Annotated in this window: 13 protein-coding genes; 6 read left to right on the forward strand and 7 right to left on the reverse strand. The window is 72.0% G+C overall.

The features are described from left to right. Positions 1 to 79 precede the first annotated feature (79 nt). From MXD59_RS09890 to MXD59_RS09905, 4 genes are read left to right on the forward strand one after another with little or no spacing between them, the layout of a single operon-like run. On the forward strand, positions 80 to 1,210 hold the full coding sequence (locus MXD59_RS09890) for an AAA family ATPase (RefSeq protein WP_248824426.1): 1,131 nt from the start codon (positions 80 to 82) through the stop codon (positions 1,208 to 1,210). Further along, on the forward strand, positions 1,207 to 2,292 hold the full coding sequence (locus tag MXD59_RS09895) for a DUF58 domain-containing protein (protein WP_248824427.1): 1,086 nt from the start codon (positions 1,207 to 1,209) through the stop codon (positions 2,290 to 2,292). The genes MXD59_RS09890 and MXD59_RS09895 overlap by 4 nt, the downstream gene beginning before the upstream one ends. Next, on the forward strand, positions 2,289 to 3,248 hold the full coding sequence (locus MXD59_RS09900) for a VWA domain-containing protein (RefSeq protein ID WP_248815213.1): 960 nt from the start codon (positions 2,289 to 2,291) through the stop codon (positions 3,246 to 3,248). Before MXD59_RS09895 ends, MXD59_RS09900 begins: the two co-directional genes overlap by 4 nt. Further along, positions 3,245 to 4,342 (forward strand): phytoene/squalene synthase family protein, encoded by a 1,098-nt coding sequence (locus MXD59_RS09905; protein WP_248824428.1) that lies wholly within the window; start codon positions 3,245 to 3,247, stop codon positions 4,340 to 4,342. Before MXD59_RS09900 ends, MXD59_RS09905 begins: the two co-directional genes overlap by 4 nt. On the opposite strand, the gene serS is transcribed toward MXD59_RS09905, so the two are convergent. Next, positions 4,307 to 5,569, reverse strand: coding sequence for a serine--tRNA ligase (gene serS / locus MXD59_RS09910; RefSeq protein WP_248824429.1), 1,263 nt, complete (start codon positions 5,567 to 5,569; stop codon positions 4,307 to 4,309). The two genes, MXD59_RS09905 and serS, sit on opposite strands and share 36 nt — an antisense overlap. A 321-nt stretch (positions 5,570 to 5,890) precedes the next feature. On the opposite strand from serS, the gene MXD59_RS09915 reads away from it, so the two are divergent. Next, positions 5,891 to 6,742, forward strand: a complete 852-nt coding sequence (locus tag MXD59_RS09915; RefSeq protein WP_248824430.1) for a peptidylprolyl isomerase — start codon at positions 5,891 to 5,893, stop codon at positions 6,740 to 6,742. Between the two features lie 151 nt (positions 6,743 to 6,893). On the opposite strand, the gene MXD59_RS09920 is transcribed toward MXD59_RS09915, so the two are convergent. Then, positions 6,894 to 8,729: a DEAD/DEAH box helicase gene (locus MXD59_RS09920; protein ID WP_248824431.1), complete on the reverse strand. Its 1,836-nt coding sequence runs from the start codon at positions 8,727 to 8,729 to the stop codon at positions 6,894 to 6,896. 284 nt (positions 8,730 to 9,013) lie between these two features. Here MXD59_RS09920 and MXD59_RS09925 point away from each other — a divergent pair, with 284 nt between their 5' ends. Further along, a complete protein-coding gene (locus MXD59_RS09925) occupies positions 9,014 to 10,513 on the forward strand; it encodes a helix-turn-helix domain-containing protein (RefSeq protein ID WP_248824432.1) in 1,500 nt (499 codons plus the stop codon). 228 nt (positions 10,514 to 10,741) lie between these two features. On the opposite strand, the gene cutA is transcribed toward MXD59_RS09925, so the two are convergent. The 5 genes from cutA to secF all read right to left on the reverse strand — a co-directional run bounded on the left by cutA (position 10,742) and on the right by secF (position 19,226). Next, a complete protein-coding gene (cutA, locus tag MXD59_RS09930; protein ID WP_175084650.1) occupies positions 10,742 to 11,068 on the reverse strand; it encodes a divalent-cation tolerance protein CutA in 327 nt (108 codons plus the stop codon). A 769-nt stretch (positions 11,069 to 11,837) separates the two neighbouring features. Continuing rightward, on the reverse strand, positions 11,838 to 14,501 hold the full coding sequence (locus tag MXD59_RS09935; RefSeq protein ID WP_248824433.1) for a RelA/SpoT family protein: 2,664 nt from the start codon (positions 14,499 to 14,501) through the stop codon (positions 11,838 to 11,840). A gap of 51 nt (positions 14,502 to 14,552) precedes the next feature. Further along, complete coding sequence (locus tag MXD59_RS09940) at positions 14,553 to 17,183, reverse strand: RelA/SpoT family protein (protein WP_308301683.1); 2,631 nt, start codon at positions 17,181 to 17,183, stop codon at positions 14,553 to 14,555. A gap of 83 nt (positions 17,184 to 17,266) precedes the next feature. Then, positions 17,267 to 17,836, reverse strand: a complete 570-nt coding sequence (locus MXD59_RS09945) for an adenine phosphoribosyltransferase (RefSeq protein WP_248815206.1) — start codon at positions 17,834 to 17,836, stop codon at positions 17,267 to 17,269. A 118-nt stretch (positions 17,837 to 17,954) separates the two neighbouring features. After that, complete coding sequence (gene secF, locus MXD59_RS09950; protein WP_248824434.1) at positions 17,955 to 19,226, reverse strand: protein translocase subunit SecF; 1,272 nt, start codon at positions 19,224 to 19,226, stop codon at positions 17,955 to 17,957. Positions 19,227 to 19,228 lie beyond the last annotated feature (2 nt).

Consider the following 19,228-nt stretch of genomic DNA (forward strand, 5'->3'; position numbering starts at 1 on the left):
GGGTTAGAAGTCCCTTGGAACCTCGCCGTGCCGACTCGGTTGGTCCCCCATTTCGCCCGGCGGCTGGGAGAATACCGGCATGGACCAAGGGCGCAGCCCGGCCAGCCTCGCGGCACCGGACACCACGACGGACGCGGCGTTGCTCGAACGCGCCCTGTTCGAGATCAAGAAGGTCATCGTCGGGCAGGACCGGATGGTCGAGCGGATGCTCGTCGCGCTGCTCGCGCGGGGGCACTGCCTGCTCGAGGGGGTGCCGGGGGTCGCCAAGACCCTGGCCGTGCAGACCCTGGCGACGGTGGTGGGCGGTTCGTTCGTCCGCATCCAGTTCACCAACGACCTGGTTCCGTCCGACATCGTCGGCGCACGCATCTACAAGTCCACGAGCGAGTCGTTCGACGTGGAACTCGGGCCGGTGTTCGCGAACTTCGTGCTGGCCGACGAGATCAACCGGGCGCCGGCGAAGGTACAGTCGGCCCTGCTGGAGATCATGTCGGAGAAGCAGGTCTCCCTGGGCGGAGTCACCCATCCGCTGCCGCGGCCGTTCCTGGTGCTGGCCACCCAGAACCCGATCGAGTCCGAGGGCGTCTACCCGCTGCCCGAGGCCCAGCGCGACCGGTTCCTGATGAAGGTCACCGTGCCCTACCCGAGCCCGGCCGAGGAGCTGGAGATCGTGCGGCGGATGGGGGTGCGTCCCCCCGTGCCCGAGCCGGTGCTCGACCCGGCGAAGCTGCTGCGTCTGCAGGAACGGGCGGACAACGTGTTCGTCCACCACGCGATCGTCGAGTTCGCGGTGAACCTCGTGCTCGCCACCCGCGCGCCGGAGCAGGCGGGTCTGCCGGAGCTGCGCGGCCAGCTCGCCTACGGCGCCTCGCCGCGGGCGTCGCTGGGCCTGATCGCCGCCGCGCGGGCCCTCGGCCTGCTGCGCGGCCGCGACTACGTGGTCCCCGACGATGTCATCGCCGTCGCCCTGGATGTGCTGCCGCACCGGCTGGTGCTGTCCTACGAGGCGCTTGCCGAGGGGCTCTCCGCCGACGCGATCGCCGCGCGCATCGTCTCCTCGATCGTCCCGCCGCAGGTCGCGCCGCGTCAGCAGGCCCCCTATGTCACCGGCGGGCCCGGCGGCCCGTACACCGGCCCGCACACCGGCGGCTGGGGCGCCAACCCACGGTCGGGTTTCCCCGAATACCTCGAGCAGGGCCCGCGCGGATGACGGCCGGCACCGATCCGGTCATCGAGCGGACGCTGCGCCGCCTCGAACTCACCGTGCTGCGCCGCCTCGACGGCATGCTGCTCGGCGACCATCTCGGCCTGCTGCCCGGCCACGGCAGCGAGAAGGCGGAAAGCCGCGAGTACACCGTCGGTGACGACGTGCGCCGGATGGACTGGGCGGTCACCGCCCGCACCACCGTCCCGCATGTGCACGATCTCATCGCCGACCGCGAGCTCGAGACCTGGGCGCTGGTCGACCTGACCGCCAGCTCCGAGTTCGGCAGCGGCGAGCTGGACAAGCGTGACCTGACGATCGCCGCGACCGCCGCCGTCGGTTTCCTCACCGCCCGCACCGGTAACCGGATGGGCGCCGTCGCCCTCACCGGCGGCGGGACGAGGGCCTACCCGGCCCGCCCTGGCCGTGCCGGTCTGCGAGCGCTGCTGCGCAACCTGCTCACCACCCCCCGCACCGCCCACGACCGGCCGCTGCACCGCCCCGAGCCGGCCGCGGCCACCGACCTGTCCGTCGCCATCGCCGGCCTGATGCGCCCGCCGCGGCGGCGGGGTCTGGCGGTGGTCATCACCGACTTCCAGTCCACCGACCTGAGCTGGGAACGTCCGCTGCGGGCGTTGGCCGCCCGCCACCAGGTGCTCGCCATCGAGGTGCTCGACCCGCTCGAGCTGGAACTGCCCGCCGTCGGTCTGCTGCCCGTCGTCGACGCCGAGACCGGCGCCCTGCTGGAGGTACCGACCTCGTCGCGGCGGCTGCGCGCCCGGTACGCCCAGGCGGCCGCGGCGCACCGGCGTGAGGTGGCGCTCGCCCTGCGCCGGGCCGGCGCCGACCATCTGGTGCTGCGCACCGACTCCGACTGGCTGGTCGACATCGCCCGGTTCGCCGCGGCCAACCGGCGCGGGCGCGGCGCCGGTCGCCGGCCACCGCTGGCCGCGACCGTCGCGGCCGCGCCGGCCGGTGGGCGGGTCGGGCGGGCGGGCACGACCGGGCGGGCCCTGTTCGCCCCGGCCACGGCCTCGGCCCCGGTCACCCCCACGCCCGCCCGGTCCGCCGCGGTGGGGCGCTGGTGAACTTCCTCGCCGGCCACTGGCTGTGGCTCAACCTGCTGGTCGCGGCGCTGCTGGCGGCCTACGTCGTGCTGTCGCTGCGCCGGCGCGTCTACGCCGCCCGGCTGTCCTCGACCACCGTGCTCGCCTCGGTGCTGCCCCGCCGACCGGCCTGGTGGCGCCGGCACGTACCCGCCGCGCTGCTCCTGCTCACCCTGGCCGGGCTGGTGTTCGCGCTGGCCCGCCCGGCCCGCGCCGAACGCGTCCCACGTGAACGCGCGACGATCATGCTGGCGATCGACGTGTCGAACTCGATGGCCGCCACCGACATCGCCCCCACCCGGCTGGAGGCGGCCAAGCAGGGCGCCGTGGCGTTCGTCGACCAGCTGCCCCCGCGGATCAACCTGGGCCTGGTGTCCTTCGCCGGCAGCGCCACCGTGCTGGTGCCGGCCTCCACCGACCGCGAGTCGGTACGCGCCGGCATCCGAGGGCTGCAGCTCGGCCCGGCCACCGCGATCGGCGAAGGCGTGTTCGCGTCCCTGCAGGGCATCACCACCGCGAGCCAGCGCCTGTCCGCCGGCGGCCAGAACCCACCGCCCGCCGCGATCGTGCTGCTCTCCGACGGTGAGACCACCCGGGGCCGGCCGAACTCCCAGGCCATCGAGGCCGCCCGGGCGGCCCACGTCCCCGTCGACACCATCGCCTACGGCACCCCCGGCGGCACCCTGGACGTCGGGGGCCAGGAGGTTCCCGTCCCCGTCAACGAGCAGGCCCTGCACGACATCGCCAACGAGACCGAGGGTTCCTACCATCGCGCCGCCACCGGCGACGAGCTGCGCTCGGTCTACCGCAACCTGGGCAGCTCCATCGGTTACCGCACCGAGTACCGGGAGATCACCACCTGGTTCCTCGGCCTGTCGGTGGCTCTCGGTTTCGCCGCCGCGGCCACCTCGCTCGCCTTCACCTCCCGGCTGCCGTGAACGCCGTAGCCGCCGCCGGCATCACCGATCCGCGGCTGCGGGCGTCCTACGCCCGGGCCCGGGCGCTGCACGCCGCGCACGGACGCACCTACTACCTGGCGACGCTGCTGCTGCCGGCGTGGAAACGCCCGCACGTCCACGCCCTGTACGGCTTCGCCCGGCACGCCGACGACCTCGTCGACGACCTCGACGCCCAGCTCGGCAACGCCGAACGGGCCGTCGCGCTACGCGCCTGGGGCGAACGGTTCCTGACCGCCCTGCGTACCGGTGTGACCCCCCAGCACGTCGACGCCGCCCTCGGCCGCGACCCCGACGACCGCCACGCCCCCGACGACCCGGATGACCCGAGCTCCCGGGATGTTCCGGGCGGCCCGGACGGCCCGGGCTGGCGCCAGACTCGGCCGGGCCGTGGCCCGGGGGCCGAGGTGTCGGTGCTGCCGGCGACGATCGACACGATCCGCCGGTTCGCCCTCGACCCGGGCCACTTCGCGGCGTTCCTGTCGTCCATGGCGATGGATCTCACCGTCACCGAGTACGCGACCTGGGACGACCTCGTCGGCTACATGTACGGCTCGGCGGCGGTCATCGGCCTGCAGATGGTGCCCCTGCTCGAACCGTCCGACGACAGCGCCCTGCCCTACGCGCGCGACCTGGGGCTCGCCTTCCAGCTGGCGAACTTCATCCGCGATGTCGGTGAGGACCTGCGCCGCGGTCGCGTCTACCTGCCAGCGGAGTCACTGGCGCTGTTCGGCGTCACCCGGGAGCGTCTGGCCACCGGCGTGGTGGACGGTCCGGTGCGCCGGCTGCTCGCCTTCGAGATCAGCCGGGCCCGGGAGCTGTTCCGCTGCGCCGAGCCCGGCATCCGCCTGCTGCACCCCACCTCACGCGACTGCATGCGCACCGCGTTCGTGCTCTACCGCGCCATCCTGGACGAGGTGGAACGCGCCGACTACCAGGTGTTGGACCAGCGGGTCTCGGTGGCGATGCGCCGCCGGCTCGCCGTCGCCGGCCCCGCCCTCGTCCGCGCCCACCGGGCCCGCCGCCACAGCCCCGCGGGTTCAGAGCAGCTCGCGTCCGCCCAGGTAGGGGCGTAGCACCTCGGGCACCCGGATGCCGGCGTCGGCGGTCTGGTGGTTCTCCAGCAGCGCCGCGAGCAGCCGCGGGGTGGCGACCGCGGTGTTGTTCAGCGTGTGCGCGAAATGGATGGTGCCGTCGGCGTCGCGGTAGCGCAGGTTCGCCCGCCGGGCCTGCCAGTCGTGCAGCGTCGAGCAGCTGTGCGTCTCCCGGTAGCGGCCAAGCGAGGGAAACCAGGTGTTGATGTCGTTCATCCGGAACTTGCCGACGCCCATGTCACCGGTGGCGCACTCGACCACCTCGTAGCTGAGCCCCAGGTCGGTGAGGATGCGCTCGGCGGTGGCCAGCAGCTCCGCGTGCCAGCGGGCCGACTCGGCCTCGTCCGCGGCGCACAGCACGAACTGTTCGACCTTCTCGAACTGGTGCACCCGCAGCAGGCCGCGCACATCCCGGCTGGCGCTGCCGATCTCCCGGCGGAAGGACGCGGAGATACCGGCGTAGCGCACGGGCAGCGCGGCCGCCTCGAGGATCTCCCCGGCGTGCAGCCCGACGAGAGCGACCTCGGCGGTGCCGGCCAGGAACAGGTCGTCGGCGGGTATCTCGTAGATCTCCTCGCGCCCCTTGGGCAGCATCCCGGTGCCGACCAGCGGCTCCTCACGGACCAGCGCCGGCACCGAGATCGGGGTGAACTCCCTGCCCCGCAGCAGGTCCAGCGCGTAGGAGTGGATCGCGCGTTCAAGCAGCACCAGATCGCCGACGAGGGCGTAGGCCCGCTCGCCGGCCACCCGCCGGGCCCGGGCGAACTCGGCCCAGCCCCTGCGTTCGGCGAGCTCGACGTGATCGAGCGGGTCGAAGTCGAAGCTCGGCGGGGCGCCGACGGTGCGCAGCACGACGTTGGCCGACTCGTCCGGCCCGACCGGCGCGCCGGACCAGGGGATGTTCGGTGTGGCGAGCATCAGTTCGGCCAGCCGCGCACCGGTGCGGGCGAGGCGTTCGCGGTTGTCCCTGAGCTGTCGGTCGAACGCCTCCTGCTCGGCGCGCAGCTCGGCGCGGCGGGCCTCGTCGGCCTTCGCGAACTGCTTCGAGCGGCTGCGTCGCTGCGCCTGCGCCTCGTCGACCTCGAACTGCAGCTTGCGGTTCTCCTGGTCAAGCTGGAGCAGTTCGTCGACATCCAGGTCGATGCCCTTGGCGGCGACCGCGTCCCGGACGGCCTGCGGGTTGTCCCGGATGAATCGCTTGTCGAGCATGCGTCGCGTCAACCCCTGAATGATCACGCCTCGTGGTGGTGCCGCATCGCACCCCCACGGCCACGCTACCAGCCACCCCTGCGTCCCTTCCCCGGCCACGGACAGCCCCCGCACAGGCAGCCCGGGCATCCTGGAAGCGGCATCGTGGGTCGGAGCGCCCCCCACGGTCGACCTGGAACAACAGTTACCGTGTGGAACGGTTACGGTGACGGTGCCCACGTCCCGGTGCCCATCGGTGCGTACCGCCCCTGGTGCGGACCGACTCCGGCAGGCGTAGGGCGTCCACAACCGTCAGTCGATACATGAGGAGGGCCGGCGACGGTGGCCACCAGTTCGAGGGATCGACGCCAACGCGAGCTCGCCGAGGCCCGGGCCACCCGGCAGGCCGAGCGCCGCCGCCAAACCCAGCGCCGCCGCCAGCAGCGGCTGGCCATCGTGGCCGGCTTCATCGTGGTCGTCGTCGCCGCGTCGTCGATCGCCGCCATCCTGCTCACCGGCAAGGACCACGACGACAACGCCACCGCCACGGCGAACCCGGCGACGACCCCCTCCGCCGCGGCCGCCGCGCCGACCAGCAAGGTCGGGGACTGCGTCTACACGTCCAACGGCGAGACCCCGGCCCGCAACGCGACGCTGCCCAAGGCCGCCGCCAAGGTCGACACCTCCCCCGCCACCATGGTGATCAACACCAGTGCCGGGACGATGACCGCGACCCTGGACGCCGACAAGGCCCCCTGCACCGTGCACGCGCTGCTCACCCTCGCCGACACGAAGTACTTCGACGACACCGCCTGCCACCGTGAGACGGCCGGCACCGAGGCCGGCATCTTCGTCCTGCAGTGCGGGGATCCGACCGGCACCGGTGCCGGCAGCCCCGGCTACGGCTACGCCAACGAGAACACCGAGGGTGTCACCTACGACCGCGGTGTCCTCGCGATGGCCCACAGCTCGCAGCCTGACAGTAACGGCAGCCAGTTCTTCATCAACTACGCCAACCCGACGACGCAGGGCGCGGCCGCGCTCGCCGGTGGCTACACCGTCTTCGGCAGGATCACCCAGGGTCTGGACGTGCTGGACAAGCTCACCAAGCCCGGGGTCGAGGGTGGCGGCTCGGACGGCGCGCCAGCCAGCAAGGCCAAGATCACCTCGATCACCGTCTCCCAGGGCGGCTGACCCCGCCGCGTCGCCAGCCCCGCCGTGCCCCACCCCGCCCCGCAGACCGGCGGTCAGCATCCGATCCACCGGTCAGCGGTGGCGGTCAGTGGTCGGCGGTGGCGGTCAGTGGTCGGCGGTCAGCTGATGACGTGGGTCGGTGTCGGTCGGGTCAGCTCGCCCAGCGCCGGACGGTGTCGATACGGGCCTGCAACTGGGCGGCCGTGGCCTGGCCGCTCGGCGGCCCGCCGCAGCTGCGGCGCAGCTCCGCGTGGATCATCCCGTGCGGTTTGCCGGTGCGGTGGAAGTGCATGCCGACGAGGCGGTTGAGCTCGCGGCGCAGCTCGGCGATGATCTCGTGTTTGGGCCGGGTGGCGCCGTCCTCGTCCATACCCGCGCTGGCACCGGCACCGGCGACTCCGGCGGCGCCGGTGCCGGTGCGGGCGGTGGGTACCACCGGCTGCGGCTGCCCGGGAGACTTCGCCGCCTCCCTGCGCGCCGCGGCCTGCTGGGCGGCCTGCCGCTGCCGCAGCAGCGTGGCGACCTGGTCGGGTTCGAGCAGGCCGGGCAGGCCGAGGAAGTCCTCCTCCTCGACCGAGCCGCTCGCGGCCGGGGTGCCGAACTCGCCGCCGTCGAAGATGACCCGGTCCAGGTGGGCGGACGAGCCGAGCGCGGTGAACAGGGTGTCGGGCTGGTCGGGGGCGTCGCGGCGGCGGTTGGCCTCGCGCAGCGCGTCGTCGTCGAAGGCGTCGGGGTCGCGCGGGGACTTCTCCAGCGCGTGGTCGCGCTGGACCTCCATCTCGCCGGCGAGCCCCAGCAGGGACGGCACGCTGGGCAGGAACACCGAAGCGGTCTCGCCCCGGCCGCGTCCACGCACGAACCGCCCGACCGCCTGGGCGAAGAACAGCGGGGTGGACGCCGAGGTGGCGTAGACCCCGACGGCCAGCCGTGGCACGTCCACGCCCTCGCTGACCATCCGCACGGCGACCATCCACCGGTCGGTGGAACGCCGGAAGTTCTCGATCTTCGAGGACGCGGTGGGGTCGTCGGAGAGGATGACCGACGGCGACGAGCCGGTGAGCCGGGCGAGCATCCCGGCGTAGGCCCGGGCGGTCGCATGATCGGTGGCGATGACCAGGCCACCCGCGTCCGGCATGCCACCGGCCCGGACCTGCGAGAGCCGGGTGTCGGCGGCGGCGAGCACAGCCGGCATCCAGTCGCCGCGGGGGTCGAGCGCGGTGCGCCAGGCGGCGGCGGTCTGGTCGCTGGTCAACGGTTCGCCCAGGCGCGCCGACAGCTCCGCCCCCGCGCTCGTGCGCCAGGACATCTCCCCCGAGTACGCCAGGAACAGCACCGGACGGACGACCCCGTCGCGCAGCGCGTCGGCGTAACCGTAGGAGGAGTCGGCGATGCTGCGCAGCACGCCGTCCGTCCCGGGCAGGTAGGTGACGAACGGGATGGGGTTGACGTCGGAGCGAAAGGGCGTTCCGGTCAGGGCGAGCCGGCGGGTCGCCGGGGCGAACGCCTCCCGCACCGCCTCTCCCCACGACAACGCGTCGCCCGCGTGATGGATCTCGTCCAGGATGACCAGGGTGCGCCGCGCCCCGGTGCGGACCCGGTGCAGGGCCGGATGGGCCGCGACCTGCGCGTAGGTCACGGCGACGCCGGTGTAGTCCGAGGACGTGGCGCCGGCCGCGTTGCGGAAGTCCGGGTCCAGGTCGATGCCGACCTCGGATGCGGCTGCCGCCCACTGCCGCTTGAGGTGCTCGGTGGGTGCGACCACGGTGATCCGGCTGATCTCGCCGGCGGCGAGCAGGTCGGCGGCGATCTGCAGGGCGAAGGTCGTCTTGCCCGCGCCCGGCGTCGCGACCGCGAGGAAGTCCCGCGCGCCCGACGCCGAACGCGCACGGTAGATCTCCAGAGCCGCCTGCTGCCACGCCCGCAGTGGACGGGCAGGGGCGCCGGATCCGGTCGGTCGAGGTCGGCGGTCGAGGGGTCCGGCTCTCACCCCCACACTGTAGAAGGCCGGACCCGGGCGGGCGAAGGCGACGCCCGGGGCCCAACGGTCCGCGACGGACGGCCACCGGCTGCGCCACCATCCGCGCCCCAGGGTGCGCCACCCTCCGCAGCGGCACACCGACTGTCCACGAATCACACCGTCCACGAATGACAAAGACCACAGGGACCACACCTTTTCCGCTTCTGGTCCCGGAAGGACCACGGACGGCATGCCCGGCATATCTCACTGAGGGTTAAGCTCCAGGAGTCAACCGATTGACTTCGGAGGCCCCGATGCAGCTCACGACCGCTCCCTCGGGGGCGTCCCGGACATCCCCCACCGGTGCTTCCGTCGACGATGGCGCGCCATCCGGACACGGCCCGGCGCCACGCACACCGAACTCCCGGCTGCGGCTGAGCCGGGAGGAGCGGGGCTGGTCGCAGGAACGGCTCGCGACCGAGATCCGCCGTTTCTCCATGGTGCACGACGGCCGCGAGGCCGGCGTCACCGGAAACATGATCTGCAAGTGGGAGAAGGGCGATAAAAAGCCCAGTCTCCGCTATCAGCGGTTGCTGCGCGCGCTGTTCGGTCGGTCATCGGTGGAACTCGGATTCGTCGACGACGAGGCACTCGCGCCCATAGGCGGCGCTGGTCGACCGGAACCCGGCCGACCAGCGGATGTCGCGGGCGTGACGGTCGGCGGGGCGACCGTCACCGCGGGTCCGGTGGCGGCCCTGCACGGCACCGGCAGTGTGATCGACCCCAACGGCCCGCCGGTGGAGCGCCGCGACGTGCTGCGTCTGCTGGCCGCCGCGGGCGGTGTGGCGGTCGTCCCGCTGGGCGCCGGCGCCGACGGCCCCCCCTGGGAGCGGCTGTCCGCGGCGCTGCGGCGACGCGCCAGCGTCACCCCCGAGCTCGTCGAGGAGCTGGGCCAGCGCACCGCGGGCCTGTACGGCCTGGAGGAGCGTGTTCCCGCCCGGACGCTGATGCCACGCGTCACCGAGCATCTGGGGCGCCTCATCCAGCTGCTGGAGTCCACCGGCCGTTCCCCCCTGCGCCGCTCGCTGACCTCGACGGCCGGCGAGACCGCGGCGCTGGCGGGCTGGCTGGCCTTCGACAGCAACGACCTGCCGGCGGCAACGGCCTACTACCGGGTCGCCATCGAGGCCGCCCGGGACGCCGAGGACCACGGGCTCTGGGCCTGCGTGCTGGGCTACGAGAGCTACCAGACCGCCAGCCAGGGCCGCCACGACCAGGCCTGCGCGCTGCTCGGTGAGGCGCAGCGACGGGCCGCGGCCGGCAGCACCGCGATGACCCGTGCCTGGCTGGCCGCACGCGAGGCCGAGGAGCAGGCCGCCCGCGGTGAGGGCCGGGCCGCACTGACCGCCCTCGACCGCGCCCAGGATGCCTTCGACCGCGGCGAGAGCGATGGCAGCCGGGTCTGGACGCATTTCTTTGACCGGGGCCGGCTCGACGGCCTGAAAGTCACCACATACACCAGGCTGCGTCGTCCCGCGGCCGCCTACGCCGCGGCGACCGAAGCACTGCGAGTGGCCGGACCGGGGGCCACCAAGAAGCGCTCCCTGCTTCTCAGCGACATCGCCGAGGTGCATATCCAGCGCCGTGAGATCGACGCGGCCTGCCACTTCGCCGCCGAATCCCTCGCAATCGTCGCGCAAACCGACTTCTCGCTGGGACTCGCCCGCGTCCGCCGCGCCCGCGAACACCTGCGCCCCTGGCAGCACACCCAGGTCGTGCGGGATCTCGACGACCAGTTGCGGGCCCTGGTCTGATTCCTCCCGCGGCGGTCACCGCGGCCGGTCCCTGGCACAACCGGCAGACTCGGGATCACCGCGGACGGGCGCTGGAGCCTGTCAGTGCGCGCTGGGAGCCGCCAGCGGGCGGGGGCTGGAGCCCGTCAGGGGGCACTGAGCCCGTCAGGGGGCACTGAGCCCGTCAGGGGGCACTGAGGTGGGCAGGGGGCACTGAGGTGGGCAGCCGGGGCGCCGGCAGGCTCCGGATCACTGTGCGAGCGGTCTGGTCTGCTCGCTGATCCAGTCCAGATAGTCGCCGTGCCCAGCGACTATCGGCGTCGCAATGATCTCGGGATTGTCGTACGGATGCAGGACGACGAGTCGCTCGCGCATCTCGTCGAATCGCGCGGTGGTCGTTTTCGCCAGGCAGAGCCATTCGTCCGCCTGCTCGATCTCGCCCTTCCACCGATAGATGCTGCGCATCGGGCCGAGGACCTGGAAACAGGCGACCAGTCGGGCCTCCACCAGCGCCCGGCCGATACGCTCGGCGCCGTCCAGGGAGTCGATACTGACGACGACCTGCAGATGACTCATGCGCACTCCCTCTGGAAACGGGGATACGCAGGATACTCTACATCGATGGGCCGCCACGGCCGTTGAATTTTCGGCGCCCCGAGTGGGCTACCGCATTCCACTCACCGTCATTCGCCCGCAATCTGCCGGCGTGGATGACATTGGATACGTGCCGGTTACATCCGGTCCATACGGAAGGCACCTTCCGCACTGGAATCACCCGGCTTCCCGGGCCCGCCACGGCTCACTCCGTGGACCCCCTTCGCCAGACTCCTTCCCGGACCTCTTCCCGCAGCCCGCCCCGACGCCCTTCCGGCCTCGGCGCGGCCGCGATACGCCTCACGGACTCCGGTCCGGGCGGACGGTCATCCACCCCGTTCGACCTCAGCAGAAACATCACCGTACGTAATGGACCAGCCCATCCGAACCCCTCCATTCGGGTGATCTTCTCCCCCGAATGGAGTTGTCCCGCCGAGCCCAGACCGCCGCCCACCGTCCTGCCCGGCTCGCCCCACCATCACCATCCCACCACCCCCGAGGTTCACGCCCGAGATCGGATCATGGTTTCGCCGCCGGCCGTCCCGCCCGGGAAGCGGGGTGTGCGTTCGCCGGGTCCAAGCGGTGGGGTCAGGTGCTCCAGCGCCTCTGGATCACGACAGACATCGCGACATGCCGAGGGTTGTTCAAGGATTCGGCCTCCCCACACCGAACAACCCTCGGCATGCGACCGCACAACCCTCGGCATCCGTCCGCGGAGCGGGCCGTCGGCGGCGAGGGCCGGGCGAGGCGGCTAGCCCACCGTCGATTCGGGTTCCCGCGGGGCGGTGGCCATCGGCACCGATCCGGGCAGCGACCGGGAGGTTCGGGGCGGGCGGGAGGAACGGGAGGACGCCGACGCGGAGCCGCTGGTGGTGGTGGTGGGATCGCCGGGGCCGACCGGGCTGGTCGTGCCTGGCCGGGGGGTGCGCGGCGGGGGCTGGGTCTGGCAGGCGCGATAGCAGTCGTACACGCCGCCGACGTGACGGACCGCGGCGAGGATACGGCCGAGCTGCTCCAGGCCGGTGACCTCGATGGTGAAACGGGCGTGGGCGACCCGGTCGTCCGACGTGGTGGTGGAGGCCGCCCGTACCGAGACCGAGGTCTCGGAGAGAATCTCGGTGATGTCGGCCAGGAGCCCGTAGCGGTCGAACGCCTCGACGGCGATCTCCGCCGGGAAGATCGTGACCTGCGGCATGGACCAGCTCGCCACCGGCACCCGCTCACGCTCCGCCGATACATCGGTCACGTTCGCGCATTCCTGTCGATGCAGGGCTGCGGCGTTCCCATGGGTGGTGAGGCCGACGACGGCGTCGCCAGGCAGCGGAAGGCAACATCGCGCCAGCCGGATCGGCGTCCGCACGCCGGTCCCGTCGTCGGCGACGGCGGACTGGCTGCCAGCGCTCCCACGACGTCCCGGCCCGGTGACGGCCGCCCCGAGCTCGCCAGCCACCACCGTCGCACCAGCCGCCACCGTCGCACCAGCCGCCACCGTCGCACCAGCCACCACGCTCGCCCTGGTCGGCACCGTCGCACCGGTCGCCACGGTCCCATCGGTCTCGCCGCCGTCGAGGGCACGGGGAGCGGTCCCGGCTGTCGGTGGCTTCCCGGCGCCGATCGCCGGCCACATCGCCCCGCCGGACCCGAGCGGTCGTGCCGTCGGGCTCGTCCCGGCCGAAGGCGAGGACGAAGCCCTACCCACGGAGGAACCGACCCTGGGCGTACCGACACCACCGGACGTACCGACACCGGTGGACGAGGTCACACCAGCCGTCGGGGACGAGAACGACGACGAGGACCCGGACGGGGAGGTGCGCCGGGCCCGGGCCAGGTGGCGACGGATGCGGACGCGAGCCCGGGAGGTCCGTACGAAGCGGAGCCAGTCCTCCGAGGGGCCGGCGCCGGGGAGGTTGGAGGTGAGGATCTCGACCACGTCACCGTTACGCAGCCGGGTGTGCAACGGGACGAGCCGGCCGTTGACCCGGGCGCCGATCGCCCGGTGGCCGATGTCGGTGTGCACCGCGTAGGCGACGTCCACCGGGGAGGACCGGGCCGGCAGCGCGATCATGCGGCCCTTCGGGGTGAAGGCGAGCACCTCGTCGGATTCCAGGTCCGACGACAGCGACTCGAGGAACTCGTCCGAGTCGACGGTGTCCTCCTGCCAGTCCAGCAGGCTGTGCAGCCAGGACAGGCCCTCCAGCCGGGCGCCGTCGGCCCCGGCCCCGACGGGACGGGCGATGATGCCGGTCTCGGCCAGCTGGTGCATGGAGGCGGTGCGGATCTGGATGTCGATGCTGCGGCCGTCATCGTCGACGACGGTGGTGTGCAGCGACTGGTACATGTTGAACTTCGGGGTCGCGACGAAGTCACGCAGCCGGCCCGGCACCGGGCGCCACAGGGCGTGGATCACGCCGAGCGCGGCATAGCAGTCGGTGATCTCGTCGACGAGAACGAGCACCCGGACGATGTCGGTGTAGTCCCGCGGTGCCCGCGCCCGTTCCTGGGCCCGCTTGTAGATGGAGAACAGGTGACTGGCCCGGATGGCCACCTCGCCGTCGATCCGGGCGCTGGCGAGACCGGACTGCAGTCGCGACACCATGTCCCGCACGGCGCCGCTGTTCTGCTCGGCGGCGGTGAACTCGTCGACGACGGCGGCGATGCTGGCGTGTTCGGCGGGATGCAGCACGGCGAACGCCCGGTCCTCGAGCTCGCGTTTGATCACGCTCACGCCGAGCCGGTGGGCCAGCGGCGCCAGGATCTCCAGCGTCACCCGGGAGATCTTCTGCTGTTTGGCCGGGGACATGAAGTTGAGCGTGCGCATGTTGTGCAGCCGGTCGGCGATCTTGATGACCAGCACCCGGTAGTCCCGGGCCAGCGCGACGATGAGCTTGCGCAGCGTCTCGGCCTCTGCGGCCTCCCCGAAACGCATCTTGTCCAGTTTGGTGACGCCATCGACGAGGTTGGCGACCTCCGGCCCGAACTCGGCGGTCACCGAGGCGAGGGTGTAGCCGGTGTCCTCGACGGTGTCGTGCAGCAGGGCCGCGATGAGGGTGGTCGTGTCGACGCCGAGTTCGGCGAGTTCGGCGGTGACGGCCAGCGGATGGCTGATGTAGGGGTCGCCGCTGCGGCGCATCTGTCCGGCGTGCAGCTGCTCGGCGACGCCGAAGGCGTGCACGAGGGCCGCGATGTCGGCGCGGGGATGGTAATCCCGATGGGCCTCGACGATGTCGCGCAGCTCGGGGGGCACCTGCGACATCCGCGGCGCGGCCATCCGCCGGGCCAGGTACGCAAGCCGCACGCTTGCCTGGCGGGCGGCCGACATCGCCCGGGAGGCGTCGTCGGCCGCGTCCGATCTGGCCAGCGCGGGGGACAGCCCGCCGCCGGCCGGAAAGCCCGCACCTACCGTCTCTGCATCCACGGCGCCCCCTTGGGTCTGGCCAGGCCCGGGACTGCCAGGCCTGGTTCTCGGCTAGGCCTGTACGCCCGAGGTGACGCGGAAACAGTCGTAGACCCCATCCAGGGATCGGACCGCGCTCAGGATGTTCCCGAGGTGCTTCGCGTCGCCCATCTCGAAGGTGAAGCGACTGACCGCCACACGATCACGGGTCGTGGTGACCGATGCGGACAGTATGTTGACGTGCCGGTTGGACAGCACCCGGGTCACGTCGGAGAGCAGTTTGGTGCGGTCCTGCGCCTCGACCTGGATCACGGCGAGGAACACCGAGCCGGACGAGGCCGCCCACGCGACCTCGACCAACCGGTCGTGTGGGCCGCCGCGCAGCCCGGTGAGGTTGACGCAGTCGCTGCGGTGCACCGACACCCCCTTACCGCGGGTGACGAAGCCGGCGATGTCGTCGCCGGGCATCGGCGCGCAGCAGCGGGCGAGTTTCGTCCACACGTCGGGCGCGCCGGTGACCAGCACGCTGGGTTCCGCGGCGGAACGGCGCAGCGTGCGGATCGGCAGTTCGGTCTCGCCGACGTCCTCCTCGGCGCCCTCCGGGCCGCCCAGGGCCGTCAGCAGCCGGCTGACCACGGACGCCGCGCTCAGGTGGTTCTCCCCCACCGCCGCGTACAGCGCGGCGACATCCTGGTAGCGCATGTCCTTGGCCAGGCCCAGCAGGGCGTCGCCGCTCATCAGCCGGGACAGCGGCAGACCATGGCGGCGCATCGCCCGACCGATCGCGTCACGGCCGGCGACGATCGCGTCCTCGCGGCGCTCCCGGGCATGCCACTGGCGGATCTTCGACCTGGCCCGGGACGAGCGGACGAACATCAGCCAGTCCTCGCTGGGACCCGCGGACGGGGCTCGCGAGGTGAAGACCTCGACCGTGTCGCCGTTGTCGAGCTGGGTGTCCAGCGTGGCGATCCGGCCGTTGATGCGCGCGCCGACGCAGTGGTGGCCGACATCGGTGTGCACCGCGTAGGCGAAGTCGACCGAGGTCGACCCGACCGGAAGCGGGATGACGTCACCCTTCGGGGTGAACACGAACACCTCGTCGGTCTCCGCCGCGAACCGCAGGCTGTCGAGGAACTCGCCGGGGTCCGCGCTCTCGCGCTGCCAGTCCAGCACCTGGCGCAGCCAGCTCATCAGGTCCGGCTCCGCGCCGCCGCGGCGCCGCCCGGGACGTGGGGTGACCGAGGTACGCACGGCGACCCCGTCCTCCTTGTACTTCCAGTGCGCGGCGATACCGTACTCGGCCCGGTTGTGCATGGCATGGGTGCGGATCTGCAACTCGACGGGTTTGCCCTCCGGGCCGATCACCGTCGTGTGCAGCGACTGGTACATGTTGAACTTCGGCATCGCGATGTAGTCCTTGAACCGGCCCGGGATCGGCTTCCAGTTCGCGTGGACGTTGCCGAGCGTGGCGTAGCAGTCGCGGACGGAGTCCACCAGGACGCGGATACCGACCAGGTCGTATATGTCGTCGAACGACCGGCCGCGCACCACCATCTTCTGGTAGATCGAGTAGTAGTGCTTCGGCCGGCCGGACACGACCGCCTTGATCCGCGAGTCGCGCAGACCGGTCTGCACCTGGCCGATCACGTCGGCGAGGTAGACGTCGCGGCTCGGCGCGCGGTCGGCGACCAGCCGGACGATCTCGTCGTACCGCTTCGGGTACAGCGCGGCGAAGGAGAGGTCCTCCAGCTCCCACTTCAGCGAGTTCATGCCGAGGCGATGGGCCAGCGGGGCATAGACCTCGAGCGTCTCGCGGGCCTTGCGCTCCTGCTTGTGTTCGGGCAGGAACCGCAGGGTACGCATGTTGTGCAGCCGGTCGGCGAGCTTGACCACCAGCGCCCGGGGGTCGCGGGCCATGGCCACGACCATCCGGCGGATCGTCTCCGCCTGCGCCGCCTCCCCGACCTTCACGCGGTTGAGTTTGCTGACCGCGTCCACGATCAGTGCGATCTGGTCCCCGAAGGTCTCCCGAATCACGTCGACGGTCAGTGATGTCTCTTCCAGCGTGTCGTGCAGCAGGGCCGCGGACAGCGTCGGAGTGTCCATCCCGAGATCGGCGAGGATGCCCGCGACCGCGATGGGATGACTGATGTAGGGATGGCCGGAGAAGCGCACCTGACCGGCGTGCGCCGCGTCAGCGACCTCGAAGGCCCGCAGCACCTGGTCGATGTCGGCCCGCGGATGGCTGGCGAGCAACCCCCGCAGCACCGGGTCCAGCGTGGACGACGGCGTGGCCCGGTGGGTGGACAGCCGCGAGAGCCGACCACGTACCCGGCGCGGCAACGGCGGCGACTCGTGCCCAAGCCGCGGGATGACCGGAGCGCTCTGCGACCCTCCGGACGCGCCACCGCCAGGCGCGCCACCGGCCGAGAGGCCACTGCCGGGCGTCGCCGCCTCGGACGGACCATCCGGTGCCCGCTCGGGCACCGGATGCAGGCCACCCGACTCCGGGCCCACCGACTCCGGGCCCAGCGACGGGCGAGCCGCCGGCTCGACGGCCGCCGGCTGACGGCCCGTGAGCTCACGAGCCGCCGGCTCGCGGCCGGACGCCGGGCGCGCGGGCGTCGCCGCCGACCTCGGCTCCCTGGTGGGGGCCGAGGCGGACGACGACGCTCCGGTGGTCACCGGCGCTGCCTCAGGCACGGGCCGCTCCAGACTGGGGACTGCTCTGACGAGCGTAACCCCGGGACCGGCCCCCGCCTTCCGCAGACCAGTGCCGATTTAGGTCAAATCGCCAGAAGTGGGACAATATCCAGTGTTCCAAGCCGCGAGCGGCCGGGCAGGAACGACAGTTCCATGAGCACCGTCAGTGCGACCACCTCGGCGCCGCACTCCACGAGCAGGCCGTGTGCGGCCGCGGCGGTGCCCCCGGTGGCGAGCACGTCGTCCACCAGCAGCACCCTCTCACCCGCGGGTACCGCGTCCGCGTGGATCTCGATGGTGGCGCTGCCGTACTCCAGGTCGTAGGTGGCGCTGCGGATCGGTCCGGGCAGTTTGCCCTTCTTGCGGATCGGCACCAGGGCGGCACCGATCCGGTCGGCCACCGGTGCGGCCAGCAGAAAGCCGCGCGCCTCGATGCCCGCGATAGTGGTGGCACCCCGCTCCCGCGCGATGTCCGCGATGGCGCCGATCACCACTCCGAACGCGGTGGGTGACGACAGCAGCGGGGTGATGTCCTTGAACACGACGCCGGGCTGCGGCCAGTCCGGGATGTCCCGGACGTGGCTACGCAGCACGTCGGCGGCCGCGTCGTTCGTGGCGGACCGCTGGGGTACTACCTCGCCGATGCCTGTCATCGTTTCGTTCCGCCCACTTTCGGGTTAGTCCGCTGCCTGTGTTCCATACGGTCCGGCACAGCCGGCGCCGTACGCGGGACCCGCCCGGCTTGTTCGTGTCACGTCCGGCAGACGTTTCCTACCGTCGCTTCTTACCGCTTGGACGCCCTCGACGCCCGGGCTTGCGCTGCCCGGCGCGTCGCGGAGCGGCACCTGGCTGCGGCCGACGGGCCGCACCGCCGATGTTTACGCCCGCGGTCACCGGCTCCCCCCACGCCCCGCCGTCTCGGCCCTCCCCCGGGCCCGCGGCCCCCGAACCACCGGGCCCGTCCAGGTGGTCCGAACCGTCGTCACCGTCGCCGAGGCCCCGCGGGCCACGGCCGACCACCCGCGCCGCCTGGGCACCGGAGGTGTCCGCGGCGAGGCCCTCGCCGGAGCGGGCCCGGCGGGCCCGATCACGGGCGACCCGCGCGTCGAGGGCCACCACCGCGGGATCGGAGCGCTTGAGGTCGACCAGCAGCGGCGTCGCGAAGAACAACGACGAGTAGGTACCCGACGCGATACCGACGAACTGGGCGAGCGCCAGGTCCTTCAGCGTGCCGGCGCCCAGCAGCCCGGCGCCGACGAACAGCAGCGACGCGACCGGGATCAGCGCGATCAGCGAGGTGTTCAGCGAACGGACCAACGTCTCGTTGAGGGCGTCGTTCGTCGACTCGGCGTAGGTGCGCCGGGTGGACGTCGCGATTCCCGCGGTGTTCTCCCGCACCCGGTCGAACACCACCACCGTGTCGTACAACGAGAAACCGAGAATGGTCAGGACTGCGATCACCGTGGACGGGCTCACCTCGAACCCGACCAGCGAGTACACACCCATCGTGACAATCAGGTCGTGCACCAGCGCGGCCATCGCGGCCATCGCCATCTTCCACTCGAAACGCACCGACAGGTAGATGACGACCAGGATGAGAAAGACGATCAGACCCTGGATCGCCTTCTTGGTGATCGTCGAACCCCAGGAGGAGCCCACCGTCGACACGGCGATGTTGCGGTCCGGATCGGAGATCGAGAACTGCTTCGCCAACGTGTTGGTGACCTGCTCGGTCTGCTGATCGGTGAGCGTGCGGGTCTGCACCCGGAACTGGTGGGACGTCTCGAGCTGCTGGATCACGCTGTCGGACGGGTCGATCCCCGCGTTCGCCAGCGTGTCCTCCACCTGCTCCACGGTGCCGCCGTTGCTCGGCAACTGGAACACCGCGCCGCCGGAGAACTCGATGCCGAGACTGAAACCCCGCACGATCATGCTGATGATGCAGATCGCGACGACGACACCGGACACCGTGTACCAGGCCCGGCGGCGGCCGACGAAGTCCGCGTGGAAATCGCTGCGGTAGATCCGCGCGAGCAGTGCCATCG

Source organism: Frankia umida, from assembly GCF_023242945.1.
In the GTDB taxonomy this organism is placed as follows: domain Bacteria; phylum Actinomycetota; class Actinomycetes; order Frankiales; family Frankiaceae; genus Frankia; species Frankia umida.